Genomic DNA, 24,166 nt, shown 5'->3' with positions numbered 1-24,166 from the left:
ATTGACGCTACGGGCCGGAGACTAACGGGAACGCGCAGGGATGTGGTTGCCGAATTGCGACACTCACGGTCTTAGGGACGCCGTGTCGCGGAACGCGGACCGCGTTACACTCCACCCATGCCGCTGGAACACGCCCATGACCCCGCTTCCATCCGCGCCCGCATCGCCGGGCGGCCGGAGGCGATGTACCTGCGGGACTGGATCTATGGCGGGATCGACGGCGCCGTCACCACCTTCGCCATCGTCGCCGGGGTGGCGGGGGCGGAGCTGTCGGTCGGCGTCATCCTGATCCTCGGATTCGCCAACCTGATCGCCGACGGGTTCTCCATGGCAGCGGCCAACTATTCCGGCACCAAGGCCGAGAAGGACGACGCCGCCCGTGTGCTCGCCATGGAGCACCGGCACATCGCCGCCGCGCCGGACGGCGAGCGCGAGGAGATCCGGCAGATCTTCGCCGCCAAGGGCTTCGAGGGCCGCGCCCTGGAGCGGGCCGTCGATACCATCACCTCGGACGAGGAACGCTGGGCCCAGACGATGCTGGTGGAGGAGCACCACCTCGCACCCGTCACCCGCTCGCCCTGGACGGCGGCCTGGGTCACCTTCTCCGCCTTCGTGATCTGCGGGCTGGTGCCGCTGATCCCCTATATGGCCGGCGGCGGGCTGGCGGTGTCGACGGCGGTGACGGCCGCCGTGTTCTTCGCCATTGGCTCGGCCAAGGCGCGATGGTCGCTGGCGCCCTGGTGGCGCTCCGGGCTGGAGACCCTCGCCATCGGGCTGGCGGCCGCCGGTCTCGCCTACGCGGTCGGGCATCTCCTGCGCGGGCTGGTCGGAGACACCGGCCTTTAGGGCAGGAAGGCCGCCATGTGGAATTCCTGCTGCTCGGGTCCATAAGCGAGGTCCCGCCCCACCGGACAGGCATGGCGGGCGAGGCATCCGCCCTCCCGGCACGCGGCGCCGTCGGGCCCGCCCGCATGGGTCCGGCAGGCGGCCACGTCATAGCGCGTGCCGTCGAACGCCTTGACCGGGCAGGCCGACAGGCACGGACGGTCCGCGCAGGCCTCGCAGGGGCTGGCCGTGTCGCCGCGGTCCGGCAGGTCGATCTCCTCGGCGAACAGCAGTGCTGCGCGATAGGCGTGCCACAGCCCGTACTCCGGGTGGATCAGCAGCCCGAGCGGCGAGGGATGCACCGGCTCCGCCCGCATCGCCCAGCGCTGGAACGGCCGGTAGGGCGGGCCGTCATTCGGCATGACCACCCGCGCGCCGAGGTCCCGCGCCACCGGCCGCAGCGACCGCCGGACCCAGGCGTCCAGCGGGTCCGGTTCGTCCCGGCGCCCGGCGGAAAAGGCCGGCCAGACGCCCGGTCCCGCATTGCCGACCATGACCACCACCTCTACCGGTCCGAGCCCGTCCTGCGGCAGCGCCCGGAAGCCGCCGCGCGGGATCAGACCGAGCGGGGCGAGCCGGTCGGCGAGGTCGCGATAGGGGGGTCTCATCCGTTCGGTAAGCCCTTTCCAGGGGCGGCTCTCTTGCCAGGAAGCGACAAGAGCGTTGGAACCGCCCGCAGGTCCATATCGTATTCCTGAGGGCCGGGACATCATCCCGCTTGCTCTCGGCCACTGTAAGTGTATATGGCGTTAACCCTTTTCCGGGACCTGAGACGATTTTGTGAATGCGTGGGATCGGGGAATCGCAGTATTCTCCGCCCGACACCTGATGCTCACGCACCCGGGCCGTCAAAGCGTCCAATGAGGCTAGCTGGGAGTGCGGTCTCGCGATGTTTGATGATCCAAACGAAATTCCGACGCGCATCGGGTTTCTGCTCGTCCATAATTTCTCGATGATGGCCTTCGCCTCGGCGGTGGAGCCGCTGCGCTCGGCCAACCGGATGGCGAACGAGACCCTGTACGAATGGCGGGTCTACAGCGTCGACGGACAGCCGGTCTCCGCCAGCAACGGGATCGAGGTGGTGCCGGACGGCCCGATGTCCCAGCTCGACCGCGAGAAGATCGTCGCGGTGGTCGCCGGCATCGACGTGCAGAAGTTCGAGGACGAGCGGGTGCTGGGATTCCTGCGCCGCGCCTCGCGCCAGGGCCGGGCCGTCGGCGCGCTGTGCACCGGCAGCCACGTGCTGGCCAAGGCCGGGCTGCTCGACGACCGGCGCTGCACCATCCACTGGGAGAACCTGGGCGGCTTCACCGAGGAGTTCCCGGAGATCGAGGTCTCGTCCGACCTGTACGAGATCGACCGCGACCGGTTCACCTGCTCCGGCGGTACCGCCTCGCTGGACATGATGCTGCACCTGATCGGCCGGCAGCACGGCCAGACCCTGGCCAACCAGGTGTCGGAGCAGTTCATCCACGACCGCATCCGCGAGCCGCATGACCACCAGCGCATGGAGCTGCGCGCCCGGATCGGCGTCAGCCATCCCAAGCTGATCTCGGTGATCAGCGAGATGGAGGCCAATCTGGAGGAGCCGCTGACCCAGACCGATCTGGCCGAGCGGGCGGGCCTGTCCACCCGGCAACTCGAGCGTCTGTTCCGCAAGTATCTGAACGCCACGCCGACCCGCTATTACCTGACCCTGCGGCTGCAGCGGGCGCGGCAGTTGCTGACCCAGACGTCGATGTCGATCCTGTCGGTGGCGCTGGCCTGCGGCTTCGTGTCGGCCAGCCACTTCTCCAAATGCTACCGCGAATGCTTCGGGCGCACGCCCCGGGCGGAGCGGGCGATCGGCGGGGTGACCGGCAGCGCGCGGATCCAGCTCATCGCCGACGAGACGCCGCTGATGGCCGGCCAGGCCTGAGCCTCCGACACTTCCGGGTGACAGAAGCCCAAGACTTCGATTAGGGTCCGCCCTCGATTTTCGGGATATCACAGGGCCCCTGCCGGTGCAGGGGCCCTTTTATGCTTTGGCCGGATACCGGGCGGGGAGCGTTTCATGGGCGTGCAGGGACTGGCGGCCGGACTCGATTTCGGCACCTCGAATTCGGCGATCGGCTTCGTGCGCGACGGGGTGCCGGCACTGCACCGGTTCGAGGACGGGCGCAGCCTGGTGCCCAGCGCCCTGTTCTACAGCGAGGACGAGCGCACCCTGCTGTTCGGGACCCAGGCCGAGGCGTGTTTCCTCGCCGAGGATGACGGCCGCTACCTGCGGGCGCTGAAGAGCATCCTGGGCACCAGCCTGACGGAGGAGCGCACCCTCCTCGGCGGCCGCCCCTGGCCGTTCCGCCAGCTGCTGCTGCGCTTCGTGGAGTTCCTGAAGCGCGACGTCGAGCGGCGCGAGGGTGTCGTCCTGTCCAGCCTGGTCGCCGGCCGGCCGGTGCGGTTCAACGACGACCCGGAGCGCGACGCCGAGGCCGAGGCCTATCTTCACGGCATCTTCCTGGAAGCCGGCTTCTCCGAGGTGCGCTTCGTCTACGAGCCGGTCGCGGCGATGATCGATGCCGGCGACCTGATGGAAGACCCCCGGCTGGTGATGGTCGCCGATATCGGCGGCGGCACCTCCGACTTCTCGGTCGCGCGCTGGCATCCGGGCGGCACCGGCAGGGGCGCCGACCGGTTCGAGATCCTGGCGAATTTCGGCGTGCGGATCGGCGGCACGGATCTCGACAAGCGGATCTCCCTGGACGCGGCGATGCCGCTGCTGGGGCTCGGCTCGCAGACCCGCAGCCTGACCTCGACCGAGATCCTGCCGGTGCCGGCGTCGTATTTCAGCGACCTGGCGAGCTGGCACAAGATCCACCTGTTCTACTCGGCCAAGAACCGGAGCGAGATCGTCGACATCCAGCGGCTCGCCCTGGAACCGGAGAAGATCGACCGGCTGCTGCATGTGATGGACCACCGGCTCGGCCACCGGCTGGCGGCCCGGGTGGAGGAGCTGAAGATCCGGCTCGGCTCCGGAGGCGAGACGGCCCTGGCGCTGCCCGATCTGGGCGACGTGGCGCCCCCGGTGGTCGACGAGAGCCGGCTGCGCCACGCCATCCGCCACGAGCTGGACAGCCTGCGCCACGCGGTGGGGCACACGCTGGAGCTCGCCGGGGTGGAGGCGCGGGACGTCGACCACATGGTGCTGACGGGTGGGACGACGCTGCTGCCGGTCGTGCGCGCGACCCTGGCGGCCGGACTACCGGGGGCGAGACTGGTGTCGTCGGACCCGTTCTGCGGGGTGGTGAACGGGCTGGCCAAGGCGGCGGCGAGTCAAAAAGCACCGTCGTCCTGAACTTGATTCAGGACCATGCCTCCAGCGTCAGCAGCATGATCCTGAAACAAGTTCAGGACGACGGGCGGGGGCTTGGAGCGCAGCTCGAAGCTGGTTGCCCTCCAAAAATCCATCGTCATCCCGGCGAGCTCCGTCCCGGATTTAATCCGGGATTGACCCGGAGGTCGGCCGGGACCCAGTTGCAGACTGCAGACGCTGGGTCCCGGCCCACCCCCGGATTCAATCCGAGGGTGTCCGGGATGACGATGAGGGGTGAGCTAGAGCTACCCCCCGAACCCGAACCGCTCGACCTGGATGAAGTCCGCGCCCTTGGACGGCTGCTTGAACAGCGCCAGGGCGTCGACCCAGAACGGCTCGGACGTCACCGCGTCCGCCCGCGGGGCCAGCGCGGCGACCAGGGCGTCGCGCTTGGCCCCTTCGGGCAGCCTTGCCGACAGGGTCATATGGAAGCGGAACTCGCCCATCACATAGGGGTAGCCCCATTGCTGCAGCAGGGTCTCCTGCTGGGCCGACAGCCCCGACTCGCGGCGCCGCGCCAGTTCCGCCTCGCTCGGCAGGGCCCGGAACGGGTCGAGGTCGCGCACCGCATCGGCGGCGAGCGCGCTCATCCGGTGGTCCGGCGGCGTCATCATCAGCGCCAGGAACCCGCCCAGCGAGCGCAGCCCCAGCCGCACCTCGAACGGCTCCCGCCCCTTGGCGAAGGCGGCGAAGGCGTCCAGCAGTTCGGCCTCGCTGCGGCCCTCGCGCAGATAGAACGGCGGCTTGATCGTGGCGTGGAAGCCGTAGCCCCGCGCGCTCGCGGTCAGCTCGGCGAGCCGCTCGGCGCTCAGCCCCGGCACATCCGGTTGGGCCCGCGTCTCGCCGGTCACGCAATCGCGCCCCAGCCAGTCGGCCCCGAACTCCGCCAGCGCCGAGCCCGGCTCCGGTGCCACATACAGCGCGTAGCGCGGCGCCTGCGGGTCCGGTTCGCCGGTTCCGCTGCCGGGAAAGCTGGGGAATTCGACCATTGTGACACTCCGGTGAAATTCGCTCAGGCGTATGGCGCGAACCGGCGCGAAGCGGGTATCTAGAAGCACCAGCCTCTCGGCGCGCCGGTTATGCCATGCGTGCCCCCACAGGAGAAGACGGCGATGAGAAGAGGGATCGCGAGCCGGCGCGTGCTGCTGGCCGACGGGACGGTCGCGGATACGGTGGTCACGGTCGAGGACGGGGTGATCTCCGCCATCGGCGCCGAAAGCTCCGGCGAGGTCTGGGACGCGGGCGACGCCTGGGTCCTGCCCGGCGTGATCGACCTGCACGGCGACGCCTTCGAGCGCCAGATCATGCCGCGGCCGGGCGTGCACTTCCCCATGGACCTGGCCCTGCAGGATACCGACGCGCAGATGCTGGCGAACGGCATCTCCACCGCCTATCACGGCGTCACCTATTCCTGGGAGCCGGGGCTGCGCGGCCGGGAGTCGACCCTGAAGGTCAAGGCGGCGATCGAGGCGGCCAAGCCGCGTCTCGGCTGCGACACCCGGTTCCACCTGCGCCACGAGACCCACAACCTGGAGGCCGAGGCGGAGGTGCTGGACTGGCTCGCCGACGGCACCGTCGACCTGCTGGCCTTTAACGACCACAGCCATGTGAGCCTGCGCGAGATCGAGCAGAACGGGAAGTCGACCGCCACCTATACCGGCCGCACCGGGTTGACCCACGACCAGTTCATGGACCTGATCCGCTCGGTCTGCAGCCGCCAGCCGGACGTGCCCGCCTCCATCGAGCGCCTGTCCAAGGCGGCGATCGAGCATGGCGTGGCCATGGCAAGCCATGACGACGACGATCCCGACCTGCGGGCCTGGTTCCACGGGCTCGGTTGCCGCATCGCCGAGTTCCCGATGAACACGCCGACGGCGGAAAAGGCGGTCGCCCTGGGCGACCCGGTGATCTGCGGCGCGCCGAACATCATCCGCGGTGGCAGCCACATGGGCACCCGCGGGGTGCGGGCGGCGACCGAGGTCAAGGAAGGCCGCTGCACCATCCTGGTGTCGGATTACTATTACCCGGCTCTGGCGCAGGCCCCGTTTAGGCTGGTGCGGGACGGCGATTGCGATTTCGCCACCGCCTGGGCACTGGTCTCGACCAACCCGGCCAAAGCCGCGGGCCTGACCGACCGGGGCACGGTGGAAACCGGCAAGCGGGCGGACCTTGTGGTTCTCGATCAGCGCGAGGACGGGCCGGCCAAGGTCCTGGCCACGGTGGTTGAAGGACGGGACGCGTATCGCACGGCGGCGTGAGGGCCCTGCTTACAAGACGACATCGTCATCCCGGACGCGCCCGTCCCGGATTTAATCCGGGATTGATCCGGGTGCGGGCCGGGACCCAGCGGTCTGTATCAAGGTCCCGGCCTCACCCCGGGTCGAGCCCGGGGATGATCCGGGATGACGTAGAGGGTTCGGAATGACGGGGCAGTTTCTTTACTCCGCCGCCGTCTGGCGCGGACGCTCCAGCGGGCGCGGCCCGTCGCCCGAGGCCTTGGCTTCTTCCTCCTGCTCCTGCTCGGCGGCTTCCTGGTCGTGCTCGAACAGGCTGGCGAGGTGGGCGGCGGCCTCCTTGGAGGTGCGGATCATCTCCGCCTCGTCGCGGTGGATGGTGTACTGCTCGCGCAGGAGCTGCTCGTCGTATTCCTTGAAGCGCTTGACCATCTGGTCGGCCTTGCGGCCCGGCACGCCGAGTTCGCGGAACACCCGGCCGGCCATGTCCAGGCTGCTGTCGAAATACTCGCGCACCACCTGGTCGACGCCGAGTTCCATCAGCCGGTAGACGTGGAAGCGGTCATGGGCGCGGGCGAACAGCTTCAGGTTCGGGAAATGCATGCCCGCCACCCGGGCGACGGAATCCGCCCGTTCCGGATCGTCCACCGCGATGACCAGCAGCTTGGCCCGGCCCGCCCCGGCCGCTTCCAGGATCTGCAGGCGCGAGGCGTCGCCGAAATAGGCGTCGTTGCCGAAGCGCCGGGCGATGGCGATGCGGTCGTGGTCGCTGTCCAGGGCCACGAACTTGATGCGGCGCATGTTCAGCATGCGGCCGATCATCTGCCCGAAGCGGCCGAAGCCGGCGATGATCACCTGGGCGTCGTGATCCTCAAGCTCCTCCGTCGTCGCCGGCGTGGCGACCCGGCGGGAGAAGCGGCTGCGGGCCGCATCGGCGAGCTGCACGGCGAAGGGTGTCATCGCCATCGAGATCGCCACCACCAGGATCAGGAAGTCGGCCGTCGCCCGGTCGACCGCGCCGACATTGATCGCCTCGCCGAACAGCACGAAGGCGAACTCGCCGCCCTGGGGCAGCACGGCGGCGAGCGCCAGGGCGGCCTCCCACTTCATGCGCACCGAGCGGGCCAGCAGGAAGATCACCAGCCCCTTGATCGCCACCAGGCCGAGCGCCGCCCCGAAGGTCTTGAACGGCGCGTCGAAGAACTGGCCCATGTCGATCGACATGCCGACGGCGATGAAGAACAGGCCGAGCAGCAGGCCTTTGAACGGCTCGATATCCGCTTCCAGCCTGTGCCGGTACTCGCTGTCGGCCAACAGCACCCCGGCCAGGAAGGCACCGAGCGCCATGGACAGGCCGATCTGCTCCATCGCCAGCGCCATGCCCAGCACCACCAGAAGCGCCGCGGCGGTGAACAGCTCCTGCACCCCGGTGCTCGACACCACCCGCAGCAGCGGACGCAGCAGCTTGCGGCCGACCACGATGATCAGGGCCACCGTGACGATGGAATAGGCGATGGAGAGGTAGTCGGTATCGGACAGCACCGCCTCGGTCGCCCCTTCGGTCACCAGGCCGGGCGCGTCCGCGATCCAGGGAAGGACGGCCAGCAGCGGAATCACCGCCAGATCCTGGAACAGCAGGATGGAGAAAGCGGCACGGCCGTGCTGGGTGCGCAGCTCCCCCCGGTCGGCCAGGGTCTGCACGGCGAAGGCGGTCGAGGACAGGGCCAGCACGAGACCGACAACGATCGCGGTCTGCACGCCGTAGCCGAGCGCGTAGGAGCCGAGCCCGATGAGCGCCGCGCTGACCGCCACCTGGGCGGTGCCGAGCCCGAAGATCGGCCGGCGCAGGGCCCAGAGACGGGCGGGCATCAGCTCCAGCCCGATGATGAACAAGAGCAGCACCACCCCGAACTCGGCGAAGTGGAGAATCGCGTCCACGTCGTCGATCAGCCCCAGCACCGAGGGGCCGATGACGATCCCCGCACCGAGATAACCGAGCAGCGCCCCGAGGCCGGCCTTGCGGAACACGGGAACGGCGATCACCGCCGCCGTCAGAAAGACCACCGTGTCCTGGATGCCGGCCATGCGCGTTCCCGTTCAATCGTCGGTGTCGGGCGCAATTGTTGCCCGGTTGGATCATCTTAACATGGATGACGGCCGACGCTGTGGGAGACCTCGCACGGGCGCTTGCAGCATTTTCCATGCCTCGCGTATCGTGCGCGCCACACCGAACCAAATCATCAAAGTACAAACGGGGGATGCGTCATGAGCGCCACGATCTTTGGGCCGAGAATCATGCTGATCGGCGGCGGCTCGATCGGCCGGGTCGGCGAGGTGCTGCAGAAGCTGCGGGTCAGCCGGCCGCTGATCGTCACCGACCCGTACATGGTGTCCTCCGGCATGATCGCCCAGCTCACCGACCCGCTGTCGAAGGCGGGCATCGCCTATGACGTGTTCTCCGAGACCGTGCCCGATCCGACCACCACGGTGGTCTCGGCCGGCACCGAGCGCCTGCGCTCCGGCGGGTTCGACGGGTTGATCGGCTTCGGCGGCGGCTCGCCCATGGACACCGCCAAGGCGATGAACATCCTGGCGGCCCATGGCGGGCAGATGCGCGACTACAAGGTGCCGAACGGCGTCGACACCGCCGCGGTCCCGCTGCTCTGCATCCCGACCACCGCCGGCACCGGCTCCGAGGTCACCCGCGGCACGGTGATCACCGATGTGGAGACCGACGAGAAGATGCTGGTCATGTGCCTCGCCGGGCAGGCCGACGCGGCCATCGTCGATTACGAGCTGACCATGAAGAAGCCGTTCCGCCTGACCGCGGATACCGGCATCGACAGCTTCACCCACGCGCTGGAGGCCTTCGTCAGCCAGAAGCGGAACCCCTATTCCGACAGCATGGCCATCGCCGCGATGGAGCGGATCGGCGCCAACCTGAAGACCGCCTGCTTCGAGCCGGACAACCGCGCGGCGCGCGAGCAGATGATGCTGGGCGCGACCCAGGCCGGCCTCGCCTTCTCCAACGCCTCGGTCGCCCTGGTGCACGGGATGAGCCGGCCGATCGGCGCGCATTTCCATGTGCCCCATGGCCTGTCCAACGCCATGCTGCTGCCGGCGGTGACCAAGTTCTCGCTGGAGTCGGCACTGGACCGCTACGCCCAGGCGGGCCGCCTGATCGGCGCGGCCGATGCCAAGGACAGCGACGAGACTGCGGCGAACAAGCTGCTCGACTGGCTGTATCAGACCAACGAGGAGCTGCAGGTGCCGACCCCGCCGGCCTACGGCATCGAAGAGGCGAAATGGACCGGGCTCATGGAGACCATGGCCTCCCAATGCATCGCCTCCGGCTCCCACGCCAACAACCCGCGCATCCCGGAGCACGGCGAGATCGTCGAGCTGTACAAGCAGGTCTGGGCCGCCAACCGATAAGTGTCTCTGGAGGGGGCGGGCGGCCCGTCCCCTCAGCTCTTGCGGCGGATCCCGATCTTGCGGCCGATGCCGTCGAGATCGCCCGCCGCCTGATGCTGGGCGTACAGCGCCTCCACCTTGGCCAGCGACTCCGCCGGCATCGGCGCCGACCGCTTGGTCGTCAGGTCCATATGCATGCACATCAGCTCGTTGGTGGCCGCGAGGAACCCCTCCTCGGCGTGGTACATGTGATGGATCAGGTGGAAGCGCTTGGCGTCGTGGTCGACGATGCGCGAGCGGAAGGCGAGCGGCGCACCCTCGACCACCTCACGGTCATAGGTGACATGCGCCTCCAGAACGAAGATCGACGCGTCCTTGGCCCGGCGGTAGGCTTCGCCGATTCCCAGATGAACACAGACCTCCTCGGTCGCGATGTCGAACGCGACCAGGTAGTACCCGACATTCATGTGGCCATTGTAGTCGATCCAATCCGGGCGCACTTTGGCCGCCCCCGAGTTGAACCATCCCGCGTCATTCATGCCTTGCTCCACTAGTCCCGTTTCGAAGTTCCGTCTGAGCGGCGGATCATGACCGCGCTTGCCTGGATCGGCAAACACGCCACGATCCTGCTGGCCGCCGGCGTGTTCGTCGGCCTCGCCCTGCCCGACCTCGCCACCATGGCCCGCCCGCTGCTGGTGCCGACCATCATCGTCATGCTGGTGTTCTCGCTGCTGCGGCTGCAGCCGGCGGCGATCCTCGACGCCGCCCGGTCCCCCGGCCGGGTGCTGCCGGTGGTCGGATTCGTGCTGCTGGTCTCGCCGGCGCTCGGCTGGGCCGGGGTCGCGCTGTTCGGCGTGGAAGAGATGTTCGGGCTCGGCGTGGCGGCCGCGGTGGTGGTGTGGACCGCCTCCCCGCCCCTGGTCTCGGTCACGGCGCTGGCGACGATCCTGCGCCTGGACGGGGCGCTGGCGCTCATGGTGATGACGCTGGGGGGGCTGCTGATGCCCCTGACCCTGCCGCCGCTGATCCTCAGCCTGATCGGTCTCGACCTGCATATCGGCGTGGGTGAGCTGATGCTGCGGCTGGTCGGCATGCTGGCCCTGGCGGCCTTCATCGCCGCCGCGGTCCGTGCGGTCGCCGGCCAGGCCCGAATCCAGCGCTACTCCGACGCGCTCGACGGCGCCTTCGTCCTGGTCATGCTGATCTTCGCCATCGCGGTCATGGACGGCGTGACCGGGGCCGCCATGGCGGATCCGGCCAAGGTTGCCGGGATGATCGCCCTTGTCTTCGCCGTCAGCCTGATCCTGCAGGCGATCGGGTTTCTGGTGTTCCTGCCGGCCGGGCGCCGGACGGCGACGACGGTGGCGCTGATCTCCGGCAACCGGAACATGGCGATCGTTCTGGGTGCGGCCCCGGCGGCCTTCCATCCGGACGCTTTCCTGTACCTGGCGGTCCTGCAGTTTCCGATCTATCTGCTGCCGGCCCTGCTGCGGCCGGTCTATCGCCGGCTATCGACCTGAAGGTTTCATACACTCACGGGTGGCTTGCGGTTGGAGGGGGCCGGAAAATCGGCGATACTCCTCCCCGTAGCCCTGGCGCGCATCTCCGGTTCGAACCGTGATCGCGCCGGTCCGACGCAGGCACTTCCGCAGCGACGACGCTAACAACAGGGACATCAGACGGTGAGAGCTATCAACAGTGCCCGCAGACGCGGGAACCTGGGCGCTCTCCGTCGCCGCGTGGTGCTGTTCCTGCTCACCCTGTTCGCGGCGGGCGTGAGCTACATCTTCACCATCGACAGCAACATCAACTTCCAGCACATGGCGGCTCTGACCGTCGTGCTGATCGGGCTGATCGTCATCGGAATCGACTGGTGGATCGGGCGCGACATCCGGCGCGCCGGCGGCGTGCAGGCGATGCGTTCCGGCGGCGTCCTGTCGACCGGCCCCGGCGCGTCGGCCGGCCGGCTCTGGGCCCAGGGCGAAGGTTTCCGGATCAGCGGGCTCGCCGACGACGCCCGCAAGAACTTCAATGAGGCGGCGAACCTGTTCCGCGAGGTGAAGGACCGGGCCGGCGAGATCCTGGTGAAGCTGAGCCAGGCCGACCTGGCCGCCGAGACCGGCGAGTACGACGTGGCCGAAGGTCATTACAGATCCGTCGAGGCCACGGCGAAGGACCTGAAGGACGTGCGCAGCGAGGGCCGTGCCCTGGTCGGTCTTGCCAGCATGAACCTGCAGCGGCGCAGCTACGAGGCCGCCCGCCAGCTGTTCGACGACGCGCGCCGCGCCTTCTCCGCCGATACCGACCGCTTCGGCGAAGCCGGCGCGCTCATGGGACTGGGCGAGGCCTGTCTGCGGCTGTCGAAGAACGAGGAAGGCGGCAGCCATCTGGACCAGGCCCGCTTTCTGTTCAGCCAGGTCGGCGACCGCATTGGCGAGGCCCATGCGCTCTACGCCCGGGGCGAGGTGTTCCGCCTGGACCGCAACCTCGCCGAGGCGCAGAACCGGTTCGAGCGCGCGCTGTCCCTCTACCGGCGCACCGGCGACTACGTGGGCGAGGGCATGGTGCGCCTGTGCCTGTCCGACAGCTACCGGCGGATGCAGCGGGGCAACGACGCCCGCGAGACCGCCCTGGAAGCCTGCGCGCGCTTCAAGCAGGCGGGCCGCCGCATCGGCAACAGCGAGCTGATCGCCGGCCGCGGCGACACCCGCCGGGCCCGCATCCGCTTCGAATGGGCCCGCAGCAACGGCACCTCGGCGCGCAACCTGTTCGTGGAATCGGGCGAGCGGGACAACGAAAGCCGGATCATGATCGGCATGGGCGAGATGGAGCGCATGGCGGGGAACCTGGAGGAGGCGCGCGGCCTGTTCGACCGGGTGATCGCCCAGGCGAAGAGCTCCAACGACCTGCTTATCATGGCCGATGCCCAGAAGGGCCGCGGACATGTGGACCTCGCCCGCGACCAGAAGCGCTCGGCCCGCGAGGTGCTGAAGGAGGCCTATGGCCACTATCAGAACGCCGGCGGCGCCCGCGACGCGGCACAGGCCCTCATGGATCTCGGCCAGCTCGACATGTTGATGGAGAATTTCGACCGGGCCCGGGTCAACTACGCCCAGGTGCGCGGCATGTACAGCAAGCTGAACGATCACCACGGCGAGGGCACGGCGGTGCGCGCCATCGGCGACCTGGAGGCCGCCCAGGGACGGCTCCAGCAGGCCCAGGAGGCCTATGCCGAAGCCCGCATCCTGTTCCAGAGCGTCGGCGACCGGCTGTCCGAGGCCGACGCCGCCCTGCAGATCGGACTGCTCGCCGTGAACCGGGACAACGCCACCGCGGCCGCCCTTCTGGTGCAGGCGGGGCGACTTTATCGAGCGGTAGGTGCAGTGGAATGGCAACGCAAAGCGCACGGCCTTGCCCGCCGCGTGAGGTAACCCACAAATGCTTGCGGAAAGCGCGACATTTCTGCAACACACCCGCCGAAGCCTTGGCGCTGCCTTGCCTCAGGCTGGCAAACGATTTCGCCTTGTGATACTCGGATTAAACGTCGCTGGGAGTTGTCGCGTCGAGATCGACGGTCACGACATCGGTTTGCTTGCAGTGTAAATAGGCGCGGGTCTGGGTCGCGCAGATGGAAAGGGCTTGGCCGGATGCGTCGGGTAGCGTTTGGAACCTCATTGGCGCTGTTCTTGCTCGCCGGCTGCGCGTCGCAGGGTGATGTGGAGGACGGTGCGGTCTACGATCCGATCGAGCCGGCAAACCGCCTGGTCTTCGCGGTCAACGACGCCGTCGATACCGTGGTCCTGCAGCCGACCGCCTTCGTCTACAAGGAAGTGGTGCCGGCGCCGATCCGCGAGGTCGTGCGCAACTTCCTCGACTGGCTCAGCTCGCCGATCTACATCGCCAACAGCGCGCTGCAGGGCGACCTGGACGGCCTGAAGCACAACGCCGCCCGCTTCGTCGCCAACTCGCCGATGTTCGGCATCGTCGACAACGCCACCGGCCTCGGCCTGGAGCGGCGTCCGGAGGACTTCGGCCAGACCCTGGCGGTCTGGGGGGCGGAGGACGGCCCCTACCTCGTTCTGCCGCTGATCGGCCCGTCCAACCTGCGCGACACCGGCGGCCTCGTCGCCGACTACTTCATGGATCCGATCAACTATATCGGTGGCGACGACGACGCCCGCTTCCGCTTCCAGGTGGCCCGCCGGGTCGTCGGCGCGGTCGATTTCCGGGCCCAGAACTTCCAGCAGATCAACGATCTGAAGGCCACCTCGGTCGACTACTACGCCCGTGTGCGCACCATCTACAAGCAGCGCCGGGATGCGTTGATCCGCAACAACACTCCTCCGCCAATGGCCTCCACCGGTGGCTCGTCCTCCGGCGAGTTCGAGGAGTTCCGGCCGTCGAAGGCGCCGATCGAGCAGAGTGGGGCTCGGACGACCGACTGACGGCGCGCACCGGCCACCGGGATCTCCGGCCAGCTCCGACCATTGCAGCACTGACACCGTCACGCTAACTCGACAGACACGCGAGGATCGGTACATGGGCAATATTCTTCGGGCTTTTGCCCTTATTCTTCTTATCGCCGCGCCGGTCGCCTCGGCGCGCGCGGCGTCCGACGCCGGCGCCTTCGTCGGGGAATTCGCCGACAAGGCCATCGCGCTGGTATCGGAGACCGGTCTCAGCCAGGCGGAGCGCCGGGACGCGTTCGGCGATCTGGTGCGCACCTATTTCGACATGCCGGGCATCGGCCAGTTCCTGCTGGGGCGCTACTGGCGCACCGCGAGCGAGGCCGAACAGCAGGCCTATCTGAAGGCCTTCACCGAGAACATGATCTACACCTATGCCCGTCGGTTCGACGAGTATGGCGGCCAGAAGCTGGTGATCGACGGCACCCGCGAGGACGGCCGGTTCGACATCGTCTCCAGCCGCATCGTCTCGCCGAACAGCAACGAGGAGTTCCGCCTGGAGTGGCGGGTCATCGAGGCGGAGGGCGGCAAGAAGATCGTCGACATCGTCATCGAAGGGGTGAGCATGAGCGTCACCCAGCGCCAGGAATACGCCTCGGTGATCCAGAACAACGGCGGCAAGGTCCAGGCGCTGATCGACGCCCTGAACCGCCAGATGGCCGGGCTGCGCTCTTCAGGCGGCTGATCCCTCCCCGTTCTCCGCACGAGCATCGAGAGCCGGCCCGGACCACCCGGGCCGGCTCTCTGCCTTCCAGGAGATGGCCCGGCGGCGCCGCTTCTCTCTTCCCCTCTCCCCCCTTTTTCACACTCCCCGGATTTAGTCCGGGGCCCACGGTGGGGCGGCACGGGCGTCACAGAGAGCCCTCCGGCGATCATGCGGCGGAAGCGTAGGCCCCGGACTAAATCCGGGGAGTGAATATGGTGGCGCTATTAAGCGCGACCGTGCGACACCGCGACCCTTCCCTCACCCTTCCCCGGGTCCTCTTCCTTCTCCCGCGTTCTCCCCCACTCCCCGGATTTAGTCGGCAACTATATACTTGACTGAACATGGCTGATTCCCTACCTTTGAAGGGCAAGGAGAGAGCCATGGATATCACCGCCAAGATCTACAACGACGAAGACGCAGCCCGCGAGCATCTGGAACAGATCCGCTGGCCGAATGGTGCGGTGTGCCCGTCCTGCGGTGAGACTGAGACCGTCTCCCCTCTCGGTGGCAAGTCCATGGGGCCTGGCTGGTATCACTGCAAAGCCTGCCGCGAGAAGTTCACCGTCCGCGTCGGCACGATCTACGAGCGCTCCAAGATCAAGTTGCACAAGTGGGTGCTGGCTACGCACCTGATGGCCTCTTCCAAGAAGGGCATCAGCGCGCACCAGCTCCACCGCATGCTGGGCATTACCTACAAGTCCGCGTGGTTCATGGCTCACCGCATCCGCGAGAGCATGCGTGAGTTCAATCCCGATCAGTTCGGCGGCGAAGGTAAGACCGTCGAGGCTGACGAGACGTTCATCGGTGGCAAGCAGAAGAACAAGCACGCCAACAAGCGTGCGCCCTTCCGCCTCGGTGGCTCATGGGGCAAGGAGTCCGCGTTCTCCCTGGTGGAGCGAGGCGGCCGTGTCCGTTCCGTGCATACGCCCCGCGTCAATGCCGCGACTCTGCGCCCCATCCTCAAGGAGCAGCTTCACCCCGCCACGAAGTTGATGACCGACGATGCGGGCCAGTACCGCCACATGCACCGAGACTTTGACCACCAGATCGTCAACCCCTCTGCTGGCGAGTACGTGCGCGGCGAGGCCCACACCAACACGATTGAGAACTACTTCTCCATCCTCAAGCGCGGCATCAACGGCGTGTATCACGCGGTCTCCAAGAAGCACCTGAAGCGCTATCTCGGAGAGTTCGATTTCCGTTACAACTACCGCCACGTTGACGACTTCACCCGCGCGGCCATCGCCATGAAAGGCGCGGAAGGAAAGCGTCTGACCTATCGGCGGACTGGTTCAGGGGCGTAACAGCGGCGGGAAGCTATCCCGTGAGCAGTTCAAGAAAGCCCTTAAGGGCGCGCTATTAGAAACCACCCTGATCGACTCGACTCATCCGATTATGGGAGTCAGGATTCCCGTCGTTAGATGGGGAGGCGGACATGCATGGAAAATGCCCGAAGTGCGAACAGATAGTGATGTCTATTCAGATCGACGGATTGGACGGTCACGTCGTGATGGGAGGGACATTTAAGATGCTGGCTTACAAGTGCCCGTCTTGTCAGTCGGTGCTTGGAGTTCAGATGGACCCGATTGCGGTAATGACGGACACGGTGAGCCGGATAAAGGATGCTTTTGGCAAAGAAGGTTGAGGGTCGTAACCGCGTTTGGGTTGGTGGCATCAACGTTCCAAGCGTCAACCATCGCCCTGCTCCTTCTTCGGCTTATGCGGCTTTGGCGGCGTCTGGAGCATGCGCTTCAACAGTTCGTCGCCCTTCCGCTGACCCTCAGGGGTCACTTTAGGTTCGTCGTCTTTCTTGGAGTCGGTCATGTCGGACTTTCCAGACAACCTTGCATTCCCTGACCGCATTGATCTGACTTTCGTCGTTGAGCACGAAGAACGTTACTTTCGCGCTCTAGGCCGGTTTGTGCACAGATACTCGGCCGTCGAAGCGATCATGCATGCGTATCACGCCCATCTGGCCGGTCTCACCCGCGAAATGGCCAATGCCGTATTTTCGGGCATCAGGGTGAGAGTTGCGAGAGACAACATCCGCAGAATGCACGCGGTAAAAAACAAGCCGCTAGACCCTGCATATGCCGACGTTCTGGAGCAACTGAACATCATCGCCGCCGTCAGAGATGCCGTGATCCACCATGGCGCAACATTCGAAGACGGTAAGCCCAAACATGTCACAAATGCTCGACGCGCTCACACCGAAGAGGCGACACAATCCTTTCCGATATCAGCCGACCTATTGGACGCAATGAGCGACGACTTGGACGCCATACTACTCAACGTACAAGGAGCTATTTGGCGAGACCTTCTGAAGCCTCGTGAGCATCGCATGATGTTTGGCGACCTGCAGCAGCCGTCATGGCGGTATAAACATCAACCACAAGACAATCGTAAGACGGAAGCTCCACGCAAGCGTCAAGCACAGCGCAGCCGGCCGAAATCATCTCCGGAGTGATCTCTATCTCAGCGCTGGCCTGTCCCTTATCCTGTGTCATGTCCGGACCTGTTCAATCAAGTATATACTTGCCGATTTAGTCCGGGGCCCACGGTGGGGCGGCACGGGCGTCACAGAGAGCCCTCCGGCGATCATACGGCGGAAACGTAGGCCCCGGAATAAATCCGGGGAGTGTGGAAAGGGGGAGCTCGTGAGCGCGGCCGTGCGACACCACGACCCTCCCATCACCTATCTCCGGATCCTCTTCCTTCTTCCGCATTCTCCCCCACTCCCCGGATTTATTCCGGGGCCCACGGTGGGGCGGCACGGGCGTCGCAGAGAAACCTCCGGCGATCAGGCAGCGGAAGTGTCGGCCCCGGACTAAACCCGGGGAGTGCATATGGGGGAGTTGGGGGAGCTATGGAGCGGGAGCCGGAGAACGGGTCCTGCCGTTCCCCAAACGGAAACGGGCGGACCCGGAGGTCCGCCCGCTTGCTTGCGGATCGCAGGACGGCCGCGCCGGTCAGGCGCGCACCACCGGCTTGTAGCGGATCCGGTGCGGCTGCAGCGAATCCTCGCCCAGCCGGCGCTTCTTATCCGCCTCATAGGCCTCGAAGTTGCCTTCGAACCACTCCACATGGCTGTCGCCCTCGAAGGCGAGGATGTGAGTGGCGATGCGATCCAGGAACCAGCGGTCGTGGCTGATCACCACCGCGCAGCCGGCGAACTCGAGCAGGCCCTCTTCCAGCGCGCGCAGGGTGTCGACGTCCAGGTCGTTGGTCGGCTCGTCGAGCATCAGCACGTTGGCGCCGGATTTCAGCATCTTGGCCAGGTGCACCCGGTTGCGCTCACCACCGGAGAGCTGGCCGACCTTCTTCTGCTGGTCGCCGCCGCGGAAGTTGAACTGGCCGCAATAGGCCCGGCTCTGCATCTTCCGGCGGCCGAGATCGATCTCGTCGAGCCCGTCGGAGATCTCCTCCCAGACCGTCTTGTTCGGATCCAGGCTGTCGCGGCTCTGGTCGACATAGCCGAGCTTCACGGTGTCGCCGATGCGGATCACGCCGTCGTCCGGCGTCTCCTGCTGGGTGATCATGCGGAACAGGGTGGTCTTGCCGGCACCGTTCGGCCCGATAACCCCGACGATGCCGCCCGGGGGCAGCTTGAAGGTCAGGTCCTCGATCAGCAGCCGGTCGCCGAAGGCCTTGTCCAGCCCCTCGGCCTCGATCACCACGTCGCCCAGGCGCGGTCCAGCCGGGATGACGATCTGGGCGGTGTCGGGCGCCTTCTCCTTGCTCTGCGCCAGCAGCTCCTCATAGGCCTGCACGCGCGCCTTGGACTTGGCCTGGCGGGCCCGCGGGCTCTGCTGGATCCATTCCAGCTCGTTGTTGAGGGTGCGCATGCGGGCGGCCTCCTGGCGACCCTCCTGCTCCAGGCGCTTCTGCTTCTGCACCAGCCAGCCGGAATAGTTGCCCTCGTAGGGGATGCCGCGACCGCGGTCCAGCTCCAGGATCCAGCCCGCCACCTCGTCCAGGAAGTAGCGGTCGTGGGTCACGGTGACGACCGTTCCGGCATATTCGGCGAGCATGCGCTGCAGCCAGGCCACGGACTCCGCGTCCAGGTGGTTGGTCGGCTCGTCGAGCAGCAGCATGTCGGGCTGGGACAGCAGCAGGCGGGCCAGCGCCACCCGGCGGCGCTCACCGCCCGACAGTTTGGTCACGTCCGCGTCGCCCGGCGGGCAGCGCAGGGCGTCCATGGCGATGTTGACCTTGCGCTCCAGATCCCAGGCGTCGGCCGCGTCGATCTGCTCCTGCAGCTCGGCCTGCTCGGCCAGCAGCGCGGTCATCTCGTCGTCGGTCATCTCCTCTGCGAAGCGGGCGCTGACCTCGTTGAAGCGGTCGACCAGGTCCTTGATCGGCCCCAGGCCGCGCATGACGTTGCCCTGGACGTCCGTATCGGTGTCGAGCTGCGGCTCCTGCGGCAGGTAGCCGACCTTCACGCCGTCGGCGGCCCAGGCCTCGCCCTGATATTCAGTGTCCACGCCCGCCATGATCTTCAGCAGGGTCGACTTACCGGCGCCGTTGACGCCGAGCACGCCGATCTTGGCACCGGGCAGGAAGGACAGTCGGATGTCCTTCAGCACCTCGCGCCCTCCCGGATAGACCTTGGAGAGCCCGTTCATGACATAGATGTACTGGTAGGAGGCCATGCGGCGCGATCCTCTCACGGGGCAAGTGTATTGAGCAGCGCCGGTTCTAGCCCATCGGTCGGGGGTGCGGCAATGCGGGTTTGGGAGGCCGGCGCGCGGGCCGCGCGTATCGGAACGAGATCCGCCGCTGATACCCGAATATGCAGACATCCGCTTGAACCGATGACATTCTCTCCATACGGTAGGGCAGCTGGTTAACATCGACCATTAAGCAGGGGATGGAGGAGATAACAGCCATGCAGACTACACGCGGGTTCGCCCGATATCTGATCGCCGGACTGGGGGCCGGGGCAATGTTCCTGGCGGCGTCATGCGCCGAGGCGAAAACCTTCAAATGGGCCTTCCAGGGCGACGCGCAGTCCCTGGATCCCTACTCGCTGAACGAGACCTTCACCCTCGGCCTGCTGGGCAACATCTACGAGGGGCTGATCCGTCGTTCGTCGACGCTGGACATCCAGCCGGCCCTGGCCGAGAGCTGGGAGATCCTGGAGCCGACCAAGTGGCGCTTCCATCTGCGCCAGGGCGTGAAGTTCCATAACGGCAACGACTTCACCGCCGACGACGTGCTGTTCTCCGCGGAGCGCGTGCGCAAGGACGGGTCCGACCTGAAGACCCGCCTCGCCGGCGTTACCGACATCATCAAGGTCGACGACTACACGGTCGACTTCGTCACCGATGCGCCGAACCCCATTCTGCATTACGAGTGGGCGACCTGGTACATCATGGACAAGGAATGGGCCGAGGCGAACGGGGCCGAGGCGCCGACCGACGTGACCGGCGGCACCGAGAACTACGCCACCCGGAACGCCAACGGCACCGGGCCGTTCATGATTCAGTCGCGCGAGACCGACGTGAAGACCGTCATGGTCCCCTATGAGGGCTGGTGGGACACGCCGAACAAGACCCACAACCTGACCGAGGTGATCTTCACGCCGATCGGATCGGACGCGACCCGCGTGGCCGCGCTGCTGTCGGGCGAGATCGACATGATGTACCCGGTCCCGGTGCAGGACATGGAGCGCATCGAGGGCGATCCCAATGCCGAGGTCCTGGCGGGCCCGGAACTGCGCACGATCTTCCTGGGCATGGACCAGGAGCGCGACGAGCTTCTGTACTCCAGCGTGAAGGGCAAGAACCCGTTCAAGGACGTGCGCGTCCGTGAGGCGTTCTACCGCGCGATCGACGTCGAGCTGATCCAGAAGAAGGTGATGCGCGGTCTGTCGACCCCGTCCGCCCTGATGATCTCGCCGTTCCTGTTCACCCATTCGGACGAGTTCACCCGGCTCGAGGCCGATGCCGAGATGGCCAAGAAGCTGCTGGCGGAAGCCGGCTATCCGGACGGCTTCGAGGTGACCATGGACTGCCCGAACAACCGCTACGTCAACGACGAGGCGATCTGTCAGGCGGTCGTGGCCATGCTGGCCCGGGCCAACGTGAAGGTGAACCTTCTGGCCCAGCCGAAGGCGCAGTACTTCGCCAAGATCCTGGCACCGAAGCGCGACACCAGCTTCTACCTGCTGGGCTGGACGCCCGGCTCCTTCGACAGCTGGAACGTGATGTACAACATCATCGGCACGCCGGAGGAGAGCGGTCGGGGCAAGTTCAACCTCGGCGGCTACTCCAACAAGGAGTTCGACGCGCTGACCGACAAGGTCCTGTCGGAGACCGACGCCGAGAAGCGTGACGCGATGATCCGCGACGCCTACACCATCCTGCACAACGAGCGGGGCTACATCCCGCTGCATCAGCAGGGTCTGGCCTGGGGCAAGCGCGCCAACGTGTCCCTGGAGCAGCGGGCGGACAACCAGTTCGACATGCGGCACGTCAAGATCGACTGACCGCGGCCGCAGGCCCCCGAACACCGCGCCGACGTCCCGCCCTGGGATGTCGGCGCATCTTTTCTCGCCCCCCTTCCGACCGCGCAGTCGACCACCGCCGATCCCCGCACCGATTTTCCATCGGCGTTATGGGGACGTTAACCATTAGACTGCTACATCTTTATTCAAATACCCAATTGCGACGAAGGCCTTCCCATGCCGTCCGAGTTCCGGTTCATCGTCTTCACCCCGCACGAGGCGGCCCAAGCCCTGGTGAAATTCTGCCAGAAGAGCGGCCGCAGGCTGCCGCTCGGCACCGTGGTCGGGGCGGAGCCCGTCGGCGGTGTGGCGGGAGAGGCGCCGCCGACCGGCCTGCTGCGGATGCTCCCGGACTCCGGTGTGGAGATTAAGGTCAAGTTCGAGCCTCAGGAGGTGGTCGGCGCCCTGCTGCTCTTCGCGCTCGACCGCAAGATCCCGATGCCCCGCGAGAGCGAGAAGGTGCTGGAGTCGATCCGGAATCGATTCGCGCTCAGAATAGGGTACTATCCGCTCGAAGGCGGCGCTGCCGGGAAGCCTGAGACCGCGAAAGCGCCCGGCAAATAGCCTGAAAACGGCTCCGTTCCGCGACGAATGGCGGAACCCGTGAAGTTTTGATGAAATCGCTATGCGATCGGGCGCCGCCGCCGCGTGTCTCGGCTAGTGTGTGCCGTCGATCCCTGGAGGCGTGAGAGATGAAGAAGAACCCCCTGCTGTCGGACGCCGTGACCCCGCACCGCCGCTTCACCAAGCGCGGTGTCCTCGACCGTGCCTTCATCGTGATGTTCCACGGCCTGGTCTACCCGCAGATCTGGGAGGACCCGGAGGTCGACCTGAAGGCGCTGCGCCTCACCCCGGAGAGCCGGATCCTGACGATCGCGTCGGGCGGCTGCAACGTCCTGAACTACCTGACGGAGAACCCGCAGAGGGTCACCGCCGTCGACCTGAACCCGCACCATATCGCGCTGTGCCACCTGAAGATCGCCGCGCTGAAGCACCTGCCGAGCTATGAGTCCTTCTTCCGCCTGTTCGGCCATGCCGACGAGAAGGGCAACGTGCGCGCCTTCCACAAGCATGTGCGCGACCATCTCGATCCCGAGACCCATGCCTACTGGATGCGCCGCGGCCTGACCGGTCGGCGGATCAACCTGTTCGCCCGCAACATCTACAAGCACGGGGTGCTCGGCCGCTTCATCGGCCTGCTGCATCTGGTCGCCCGGCTGAGCGGCAAGAACCCTAAGCGTCTGCTGACCGCCCGCAATCTGGAAGAGCAGCGCTGGCTGTTCGAGACCCTGATCGAGCCGATCTTCGAGACCGCGGTGATGAAGGCGATCTGCCGCCTGCCGGTCAGCTATTTCGGCCTCGGCATCCCGCCGGCACAGTTCCAGGAGCTGTCGGCCTCCTCCGGCGGCAACATGGCCGGGCTCATGCGCGACCGCCTGGAGCGGCTGGCCTGCGACTTCCCGTTCACCGACAACTACTTCGCCTGGCAGGCCTTCGGCCGCGGCTATGACAAGGTCAGCCGCATCGCCGTGCCGCGCTACCTGCAGGAGCGGTACTACGAGGAGCTCCAGGGCAAGCTGGACCAGGTGGAGTTCAAGCAGACCTCGGTGACCTCCTACCTGCAGACCCAGGCGGACCAGTCGCTGGACCGCTACGTCCTGCTCGACGCCCAGGACTGGATGACGACCGAGCAGCTCACCGAGCTGTGGGGCGAGATCCTGCGCACGGCCAAGCCGGGCACCCGGGTGATCTTCCGCACCGCCGGCGAGGAGAGCATCCTACCCGGCCGCATCCCCAACGAGATGCTGGACCGCTTCCAGTATCACGAGGCGGAGAGCAAGGCGCACACGGCGGCCGACCGCTCGTCGATCTATGGCGGCTTCCACCTGTACACCCTCAAGGACTGACCCGATGGCGGACGATGTCCGCGGCCAGGACGGGAGCGGCAGCGATACCAGCGTCGTCCATCGCAAGATGGACGACATGTATCGGCTGCAGCGCCACATCTACGACCTGAGCCGTGCCTATTACCTGCTCGGCCGCGACCAGCTCATCGCCGAGCTGGATCTGCAGCCGGGCGAGACGGTCTGCGAGATCGGCTGCGGCACCGGCCGCAACCTGGTGCTGATGGCCCGGCGGTACCCGAAGGCGCGGCTGATGGGGCTGGACGCGTCGACCGAGATGCTGCGCTCCGCCCAGGCCAAGATCGACCGGGCCGGCCTCGCCGACCGCCTGCCCCTGGTCCACGGCTTCGCCGAGCGGTTCGACCCGGAGGCCTCGTTCGGCCTGTCCGAGCCGCTGGACCGGATCGTGTTCTCCTACTCCCTGTCGATGATCCCGCCCTGGCGGGAGTCGATCGAGCACGCCGTGACCTCGCTCAAGCCGGGCGGCCGCGTGCATATCGTCGATTTCGGCGACCAGGCCGGCCTGCCCGGCTGGTTCCGGCGCATGCTGTTCTGGTGGCTCGACCTGTTCGGCGTGCATGTGCGGCCGGAGTTGATCGGCTATCTGCGCGAGTTAAAGGCGTCGGGCCGGGCCGAGGTCGACATCCGCCCGATCTTCCGCGGCTACGCCTTCCGCGCCGACCTGCGCCGGCCCTGA

21 protein-coding genes are annotated in these 24,166 nt (G+C 66.7%); 15 read left to right on the top strand and 6 right to left on the bottom strand.

From position 1 onward, the window contains the following. Positions 1-117 precede the first annotated feature (117 nt). Complete coding sequence (locus ACOQOP_RS23240; protein WP_420564205.1) at positions 118-846, top strand: VIT1/CCC1 transporter family protein; 729 nt, start codon at positions 118-120, stop codon at positions 844-846. Here ACOQOP_RS23240 and ACOQOP_RS23235 read toward each other — a convergent pair. Next, positions 843-1,493 (bottom strand): ferredoxin, encoded by a 651-nt coding sequence (locus tag ACOQOP_RS23235; protein WP_420564204.1) that lies wholly within the window; start codon positions 1,491-1,493, stop codon positions 843-845. The two genes, ACOQOP_RS23240 and ACOQOP_RS23235, sit on opposite strands and share 4 nt — an antisense overlap. A gap of 281 nt (positions 1,494-1,774) precedes the next feature. Between ACOQOP_RS23235 and ACOQOP_RS23230 the strand changes: the two genes are divergently transcribed. Together ACOQOP_RS23230 and ACOQOP_RS23225 are read left to right on the top strand one after the other, a co-directional pair. Then, on the top strand, positions 1,775-2,803 hold the full coding sequence (locus ACOQOP_RS23230) for a GlxA family transcriptional regulator (protein ID WP_420564203.1): 1,029 nt from the start codon (positions 1,775-1,777) through the stop codon (positions 2,801-2,803). Between the two features lie 135 nt (positions 2,804-2,938). Then, entirely contained in the window at positions 2,939-4,219 is a 1,281-nt protein-coding gene (locus ACOQOP_RS23225; RefSeq protein ID WP_420564202.1) for an Hsp70 family protein, read from the top strand. Between the two features lie 263 nt (positions 4,220-4,482). Here ACOQOP_RS23225 and ACOQOP_RS23220 read toward each other — a convergent pair whose 3' ends face one another. Then, entirely contained in the window at positions 4,483-5,226 is a 744-nt protein-coding gene (locus tag ACOQOP_RS23220; protein ID WP_420564201.1) for a DUF1045 domain-containing protein, read from the bottom strand. A 123-nt stretch (positions 5,227-5,349) separates the two neighbouring features. Between ACOQOP_RS23220 and ACOQOP_RS23215 the strand changes: the two genes are divergently transcribed. After that, on the top strand, positions 5,350-6,495 hold the full coding sequence (locus ACOQOP_RS23215; protein WP_420564200.1) for an alpha-D-ribose 1-methylphosphonate 5-triphosphate diphosphatase: 1,146 nt from the start codon (positions 5,350-5,352) through the stop codon (positions 6,493-6,495). Positions 6,496-6,675: 180 nt separating this feature from the next. Here ACOQOP_RS23215 and ACOQOP_RS23210 read toward each other — a convergent pair whose 3' ends face one another. After that, complete coding sequence (locus ACOQOP_RS23210; protein ID WP_420564199.1) at positions 6,676-8,556, bottom strand: monovalent cation:proton antiporter-2 (CPA2) family protein; 1,881 nt, start codon at positions 8,554-8,556, stop codon at positions 6,676-6,678. A 180-nt stretch (positions 8,557-8,736) separates the two neighbouring features. Between ACOQOP_RS23210 and ACOQOP_RS23205 the strand changes: the two genes are divergently transcribed. Beyond that, positions 8,737-9,906, top strand: a complete 1,170-nt coding sequence (locus ACOQOP_RS23205; protein WP_420564198.1) for an iron-containing alcohol dehydrogenase — start codon at positions 8,737-8,739, stop codon at positions 9,904-9,906. A gap of 32 nt (positions 9,907-9,938) precedes the next feature. Here ACOQOP_RS23205 and ACOQOP_RS23200 read toward each other — a convergent pair whose 3' ends face one another. Beyond that, positions 9,939-10,424: a thioesterase family protein gene (locus ACOQOP_RS23200; protein ID WP_420564197.1), complete on the bottom strand. Its 486-nt coding sequence runs from the start codon at positions 10,422-10,424 to the stop codon at positions 9,939-9,941. A gap of 48 nt (positions 10,425-10,472) precedes the next feature. Between ACOQOP_RS23200 and ACOQOP_RS23195 the strand changes: the two genes are divergently transcribed. The 5 genes from ACOQOP_RS23195 (at position 10,473) to ACOQOP_RS23175 (ending at position 16,361) form a co-directional block, all read left to right on the top strand. Then, the gene (locus ACOQOP_RS23195) at positions 10,473-11,405 is read left to right on the top strand and encodes a hypothetical protein (protein WP_420564196.1); all 933 of its coding nucleotides are present in this window, start codon (positions 10,473-10,475) and stop codon (positions 11,403-11,405) included. 162 nt (positions 11,406-11,567) lie between these two features. Then, positions 11,568-13,316, top strand: a complete 1,749-nt coding sequence (locus tag ACOQOP_RS23190; protein WP_420564195.1) for a tetratricopeptide repeat protein — start codon at positions 11,568-11,570, stop codon at positions 13,314-13,316. 243 nt (positions 13,317-13,559) lie between these two features. After that, entirely contained in the window at positions 13,560-14,330 is a 771-nt protein-coding gene (locus ACOQOP_RS23185) for a VacJ family lipoprotein (protein WP_420564194.1), read from the top strand. 94 nt (positions 14,331-14,424) lie between these two features. Further along, positions 14,425-15,036 (top strand): MlaC/ttg2D family ABC transporter substrate-binding protein, encoded by a 612-nt coding sequence (locus tag ACOQOP_RS23180; protein ID WP_420564193.1) that lies wholly within the window; start codon positions 14,425-14,427, stop codon positions 15,034-15,036. A gap of 401 nt (positions 15,037-15,437) precedes the next feature. After that, positions 15,438-16,361, top strand: coding sequence for an IS1595 family transposase (locus ACOQOP_RS23175; protein ID WP_420564192.1), 924 nt, complete (start codon positions 15,438-15,440; stop codon positions 16,359-16,361). A 385-nt stretch (positions 16,362-16,746) separates the two neighbouring features. On the opposite strand, the gene ACOQOP_RS23170 is transcribed toward ACOQOP_RS23175, so the two are convergent. Continuing rightward, on the bottom strand, positions 16,747-16,881 hold the full coding sequence (locus ACOQOP_RS23170) for a hypothetical protein (protein WP_420564191.1): 135 nt from the start codon (positions 16,879-16,881) through the stop codon (positions 16,747-16,749). Between ACOQOP_RS23170 and ACOQOP_RS23165 the strand changes: the two genes are divergently transcribed. Further along, entirely contained in the window at positions 16,880-17,524 is a 645-nt protein-coding gene (locus tag ACOQOP_RS23165; RefSeq protein WP_420564190.1) for a hypothetical protein, read from the top strand. The two genes, ACOQOP_RS23170 and ACOQOP_RS23165, sit on opposite strands and share 2 nt — an antisense overlap. A 502-nt stretch (positions 17,525-18,026) precedes the next feature. Here the strand turns inward: ACOQOP_RS23165 and ettA are convergent. Beyond that, positions 18,027-19,709, bottom strand: coding sequence for an energy-dependent translational throttle protein EttA (ettA, locus tag ACOQOP_RS23160; RefSeq protein ID WP_420564189.1), 1,683 nt, complete (start codon positions 19,707-19,709; stop codon positions 18,027-18,029). Between the two features lie 236 nt (positions 19,710-19,945). Here ettA and ACOQOP_RS23155 point away from each other — a divergent pair, with 236 nt between their 5' ends. The 4 genes from ACOQOP_RS23155 (at position 19,946) to ACOQOP_RS23140 (ending at position 24,166) form a co-directional block, all read left to right on the top strand. Beyond that, complete coding sequence (locus tag ACOQOP_RS23155; RefSeq protein ID WP_420564188.1) at positions 19,946-21,547, top strand: ABC transporter substrate-binding protein; 1,602 nt, start codon at positions 19,946-19,948, stop codon at positions 21,545-21,547. A gap of 195 nt (positions 21,548-21,742) precedes the next feature. Then, positions 21,743-22,129 carry a hypothetical protein gene (locus ACOQOP_RS23150; RefSeq protein WP_420564187.1) on the top strand — a complete coding sequence of 129 codons (387 nt, stop codon included), beginning with the start codon at positions 21,743-21,745 and terminating at the stop codon, positions 22,127-22,129. Between the two features lie 128 nt (positions 22,130-22,257). Beyond that, on the top strand, positions 22,258-23,472 hold the full coding sequence (locus tag ACOQOP_RS23145; RefSeq protein ID WP_420564186.1) for a DUF3419 family protein: 1,215 nt from the start codon (positions 22,258-22,260) through the stop codon (positions 23,470-23,472). A gap of 4 nt (positions 23,473-23,476) precedes the next feature. Beyond that, the gene (locus ACOQOP_RS23140; RefSeq protein ID WP_420564185.1) at positions 23,477-24,166 is read left to right on the top strand and encodes a class I SAM-dependent methyltransferase; all 690 of its coding nucleotides are present in this window, start codon (positions 23,477-23,479) and stop codon (positions 24,164-24,166) included.

Origin of the sequence: Thalassobaculum sp., from assembly GCF_965223715.1 — a bacterium.
In the GTDB taxonomy this organism is placed as follows: Bacteria; Pseudomonadota; Alphaproteobacteria; order Thalassobaculales; family Thalassobaculaceae; genus Thalassobaculum.
The sequence above is the reverse complement of the archived record's forward strand: the minus strand, read 5'-3'. Positions and strand labels throughout refer to the sequence as shown.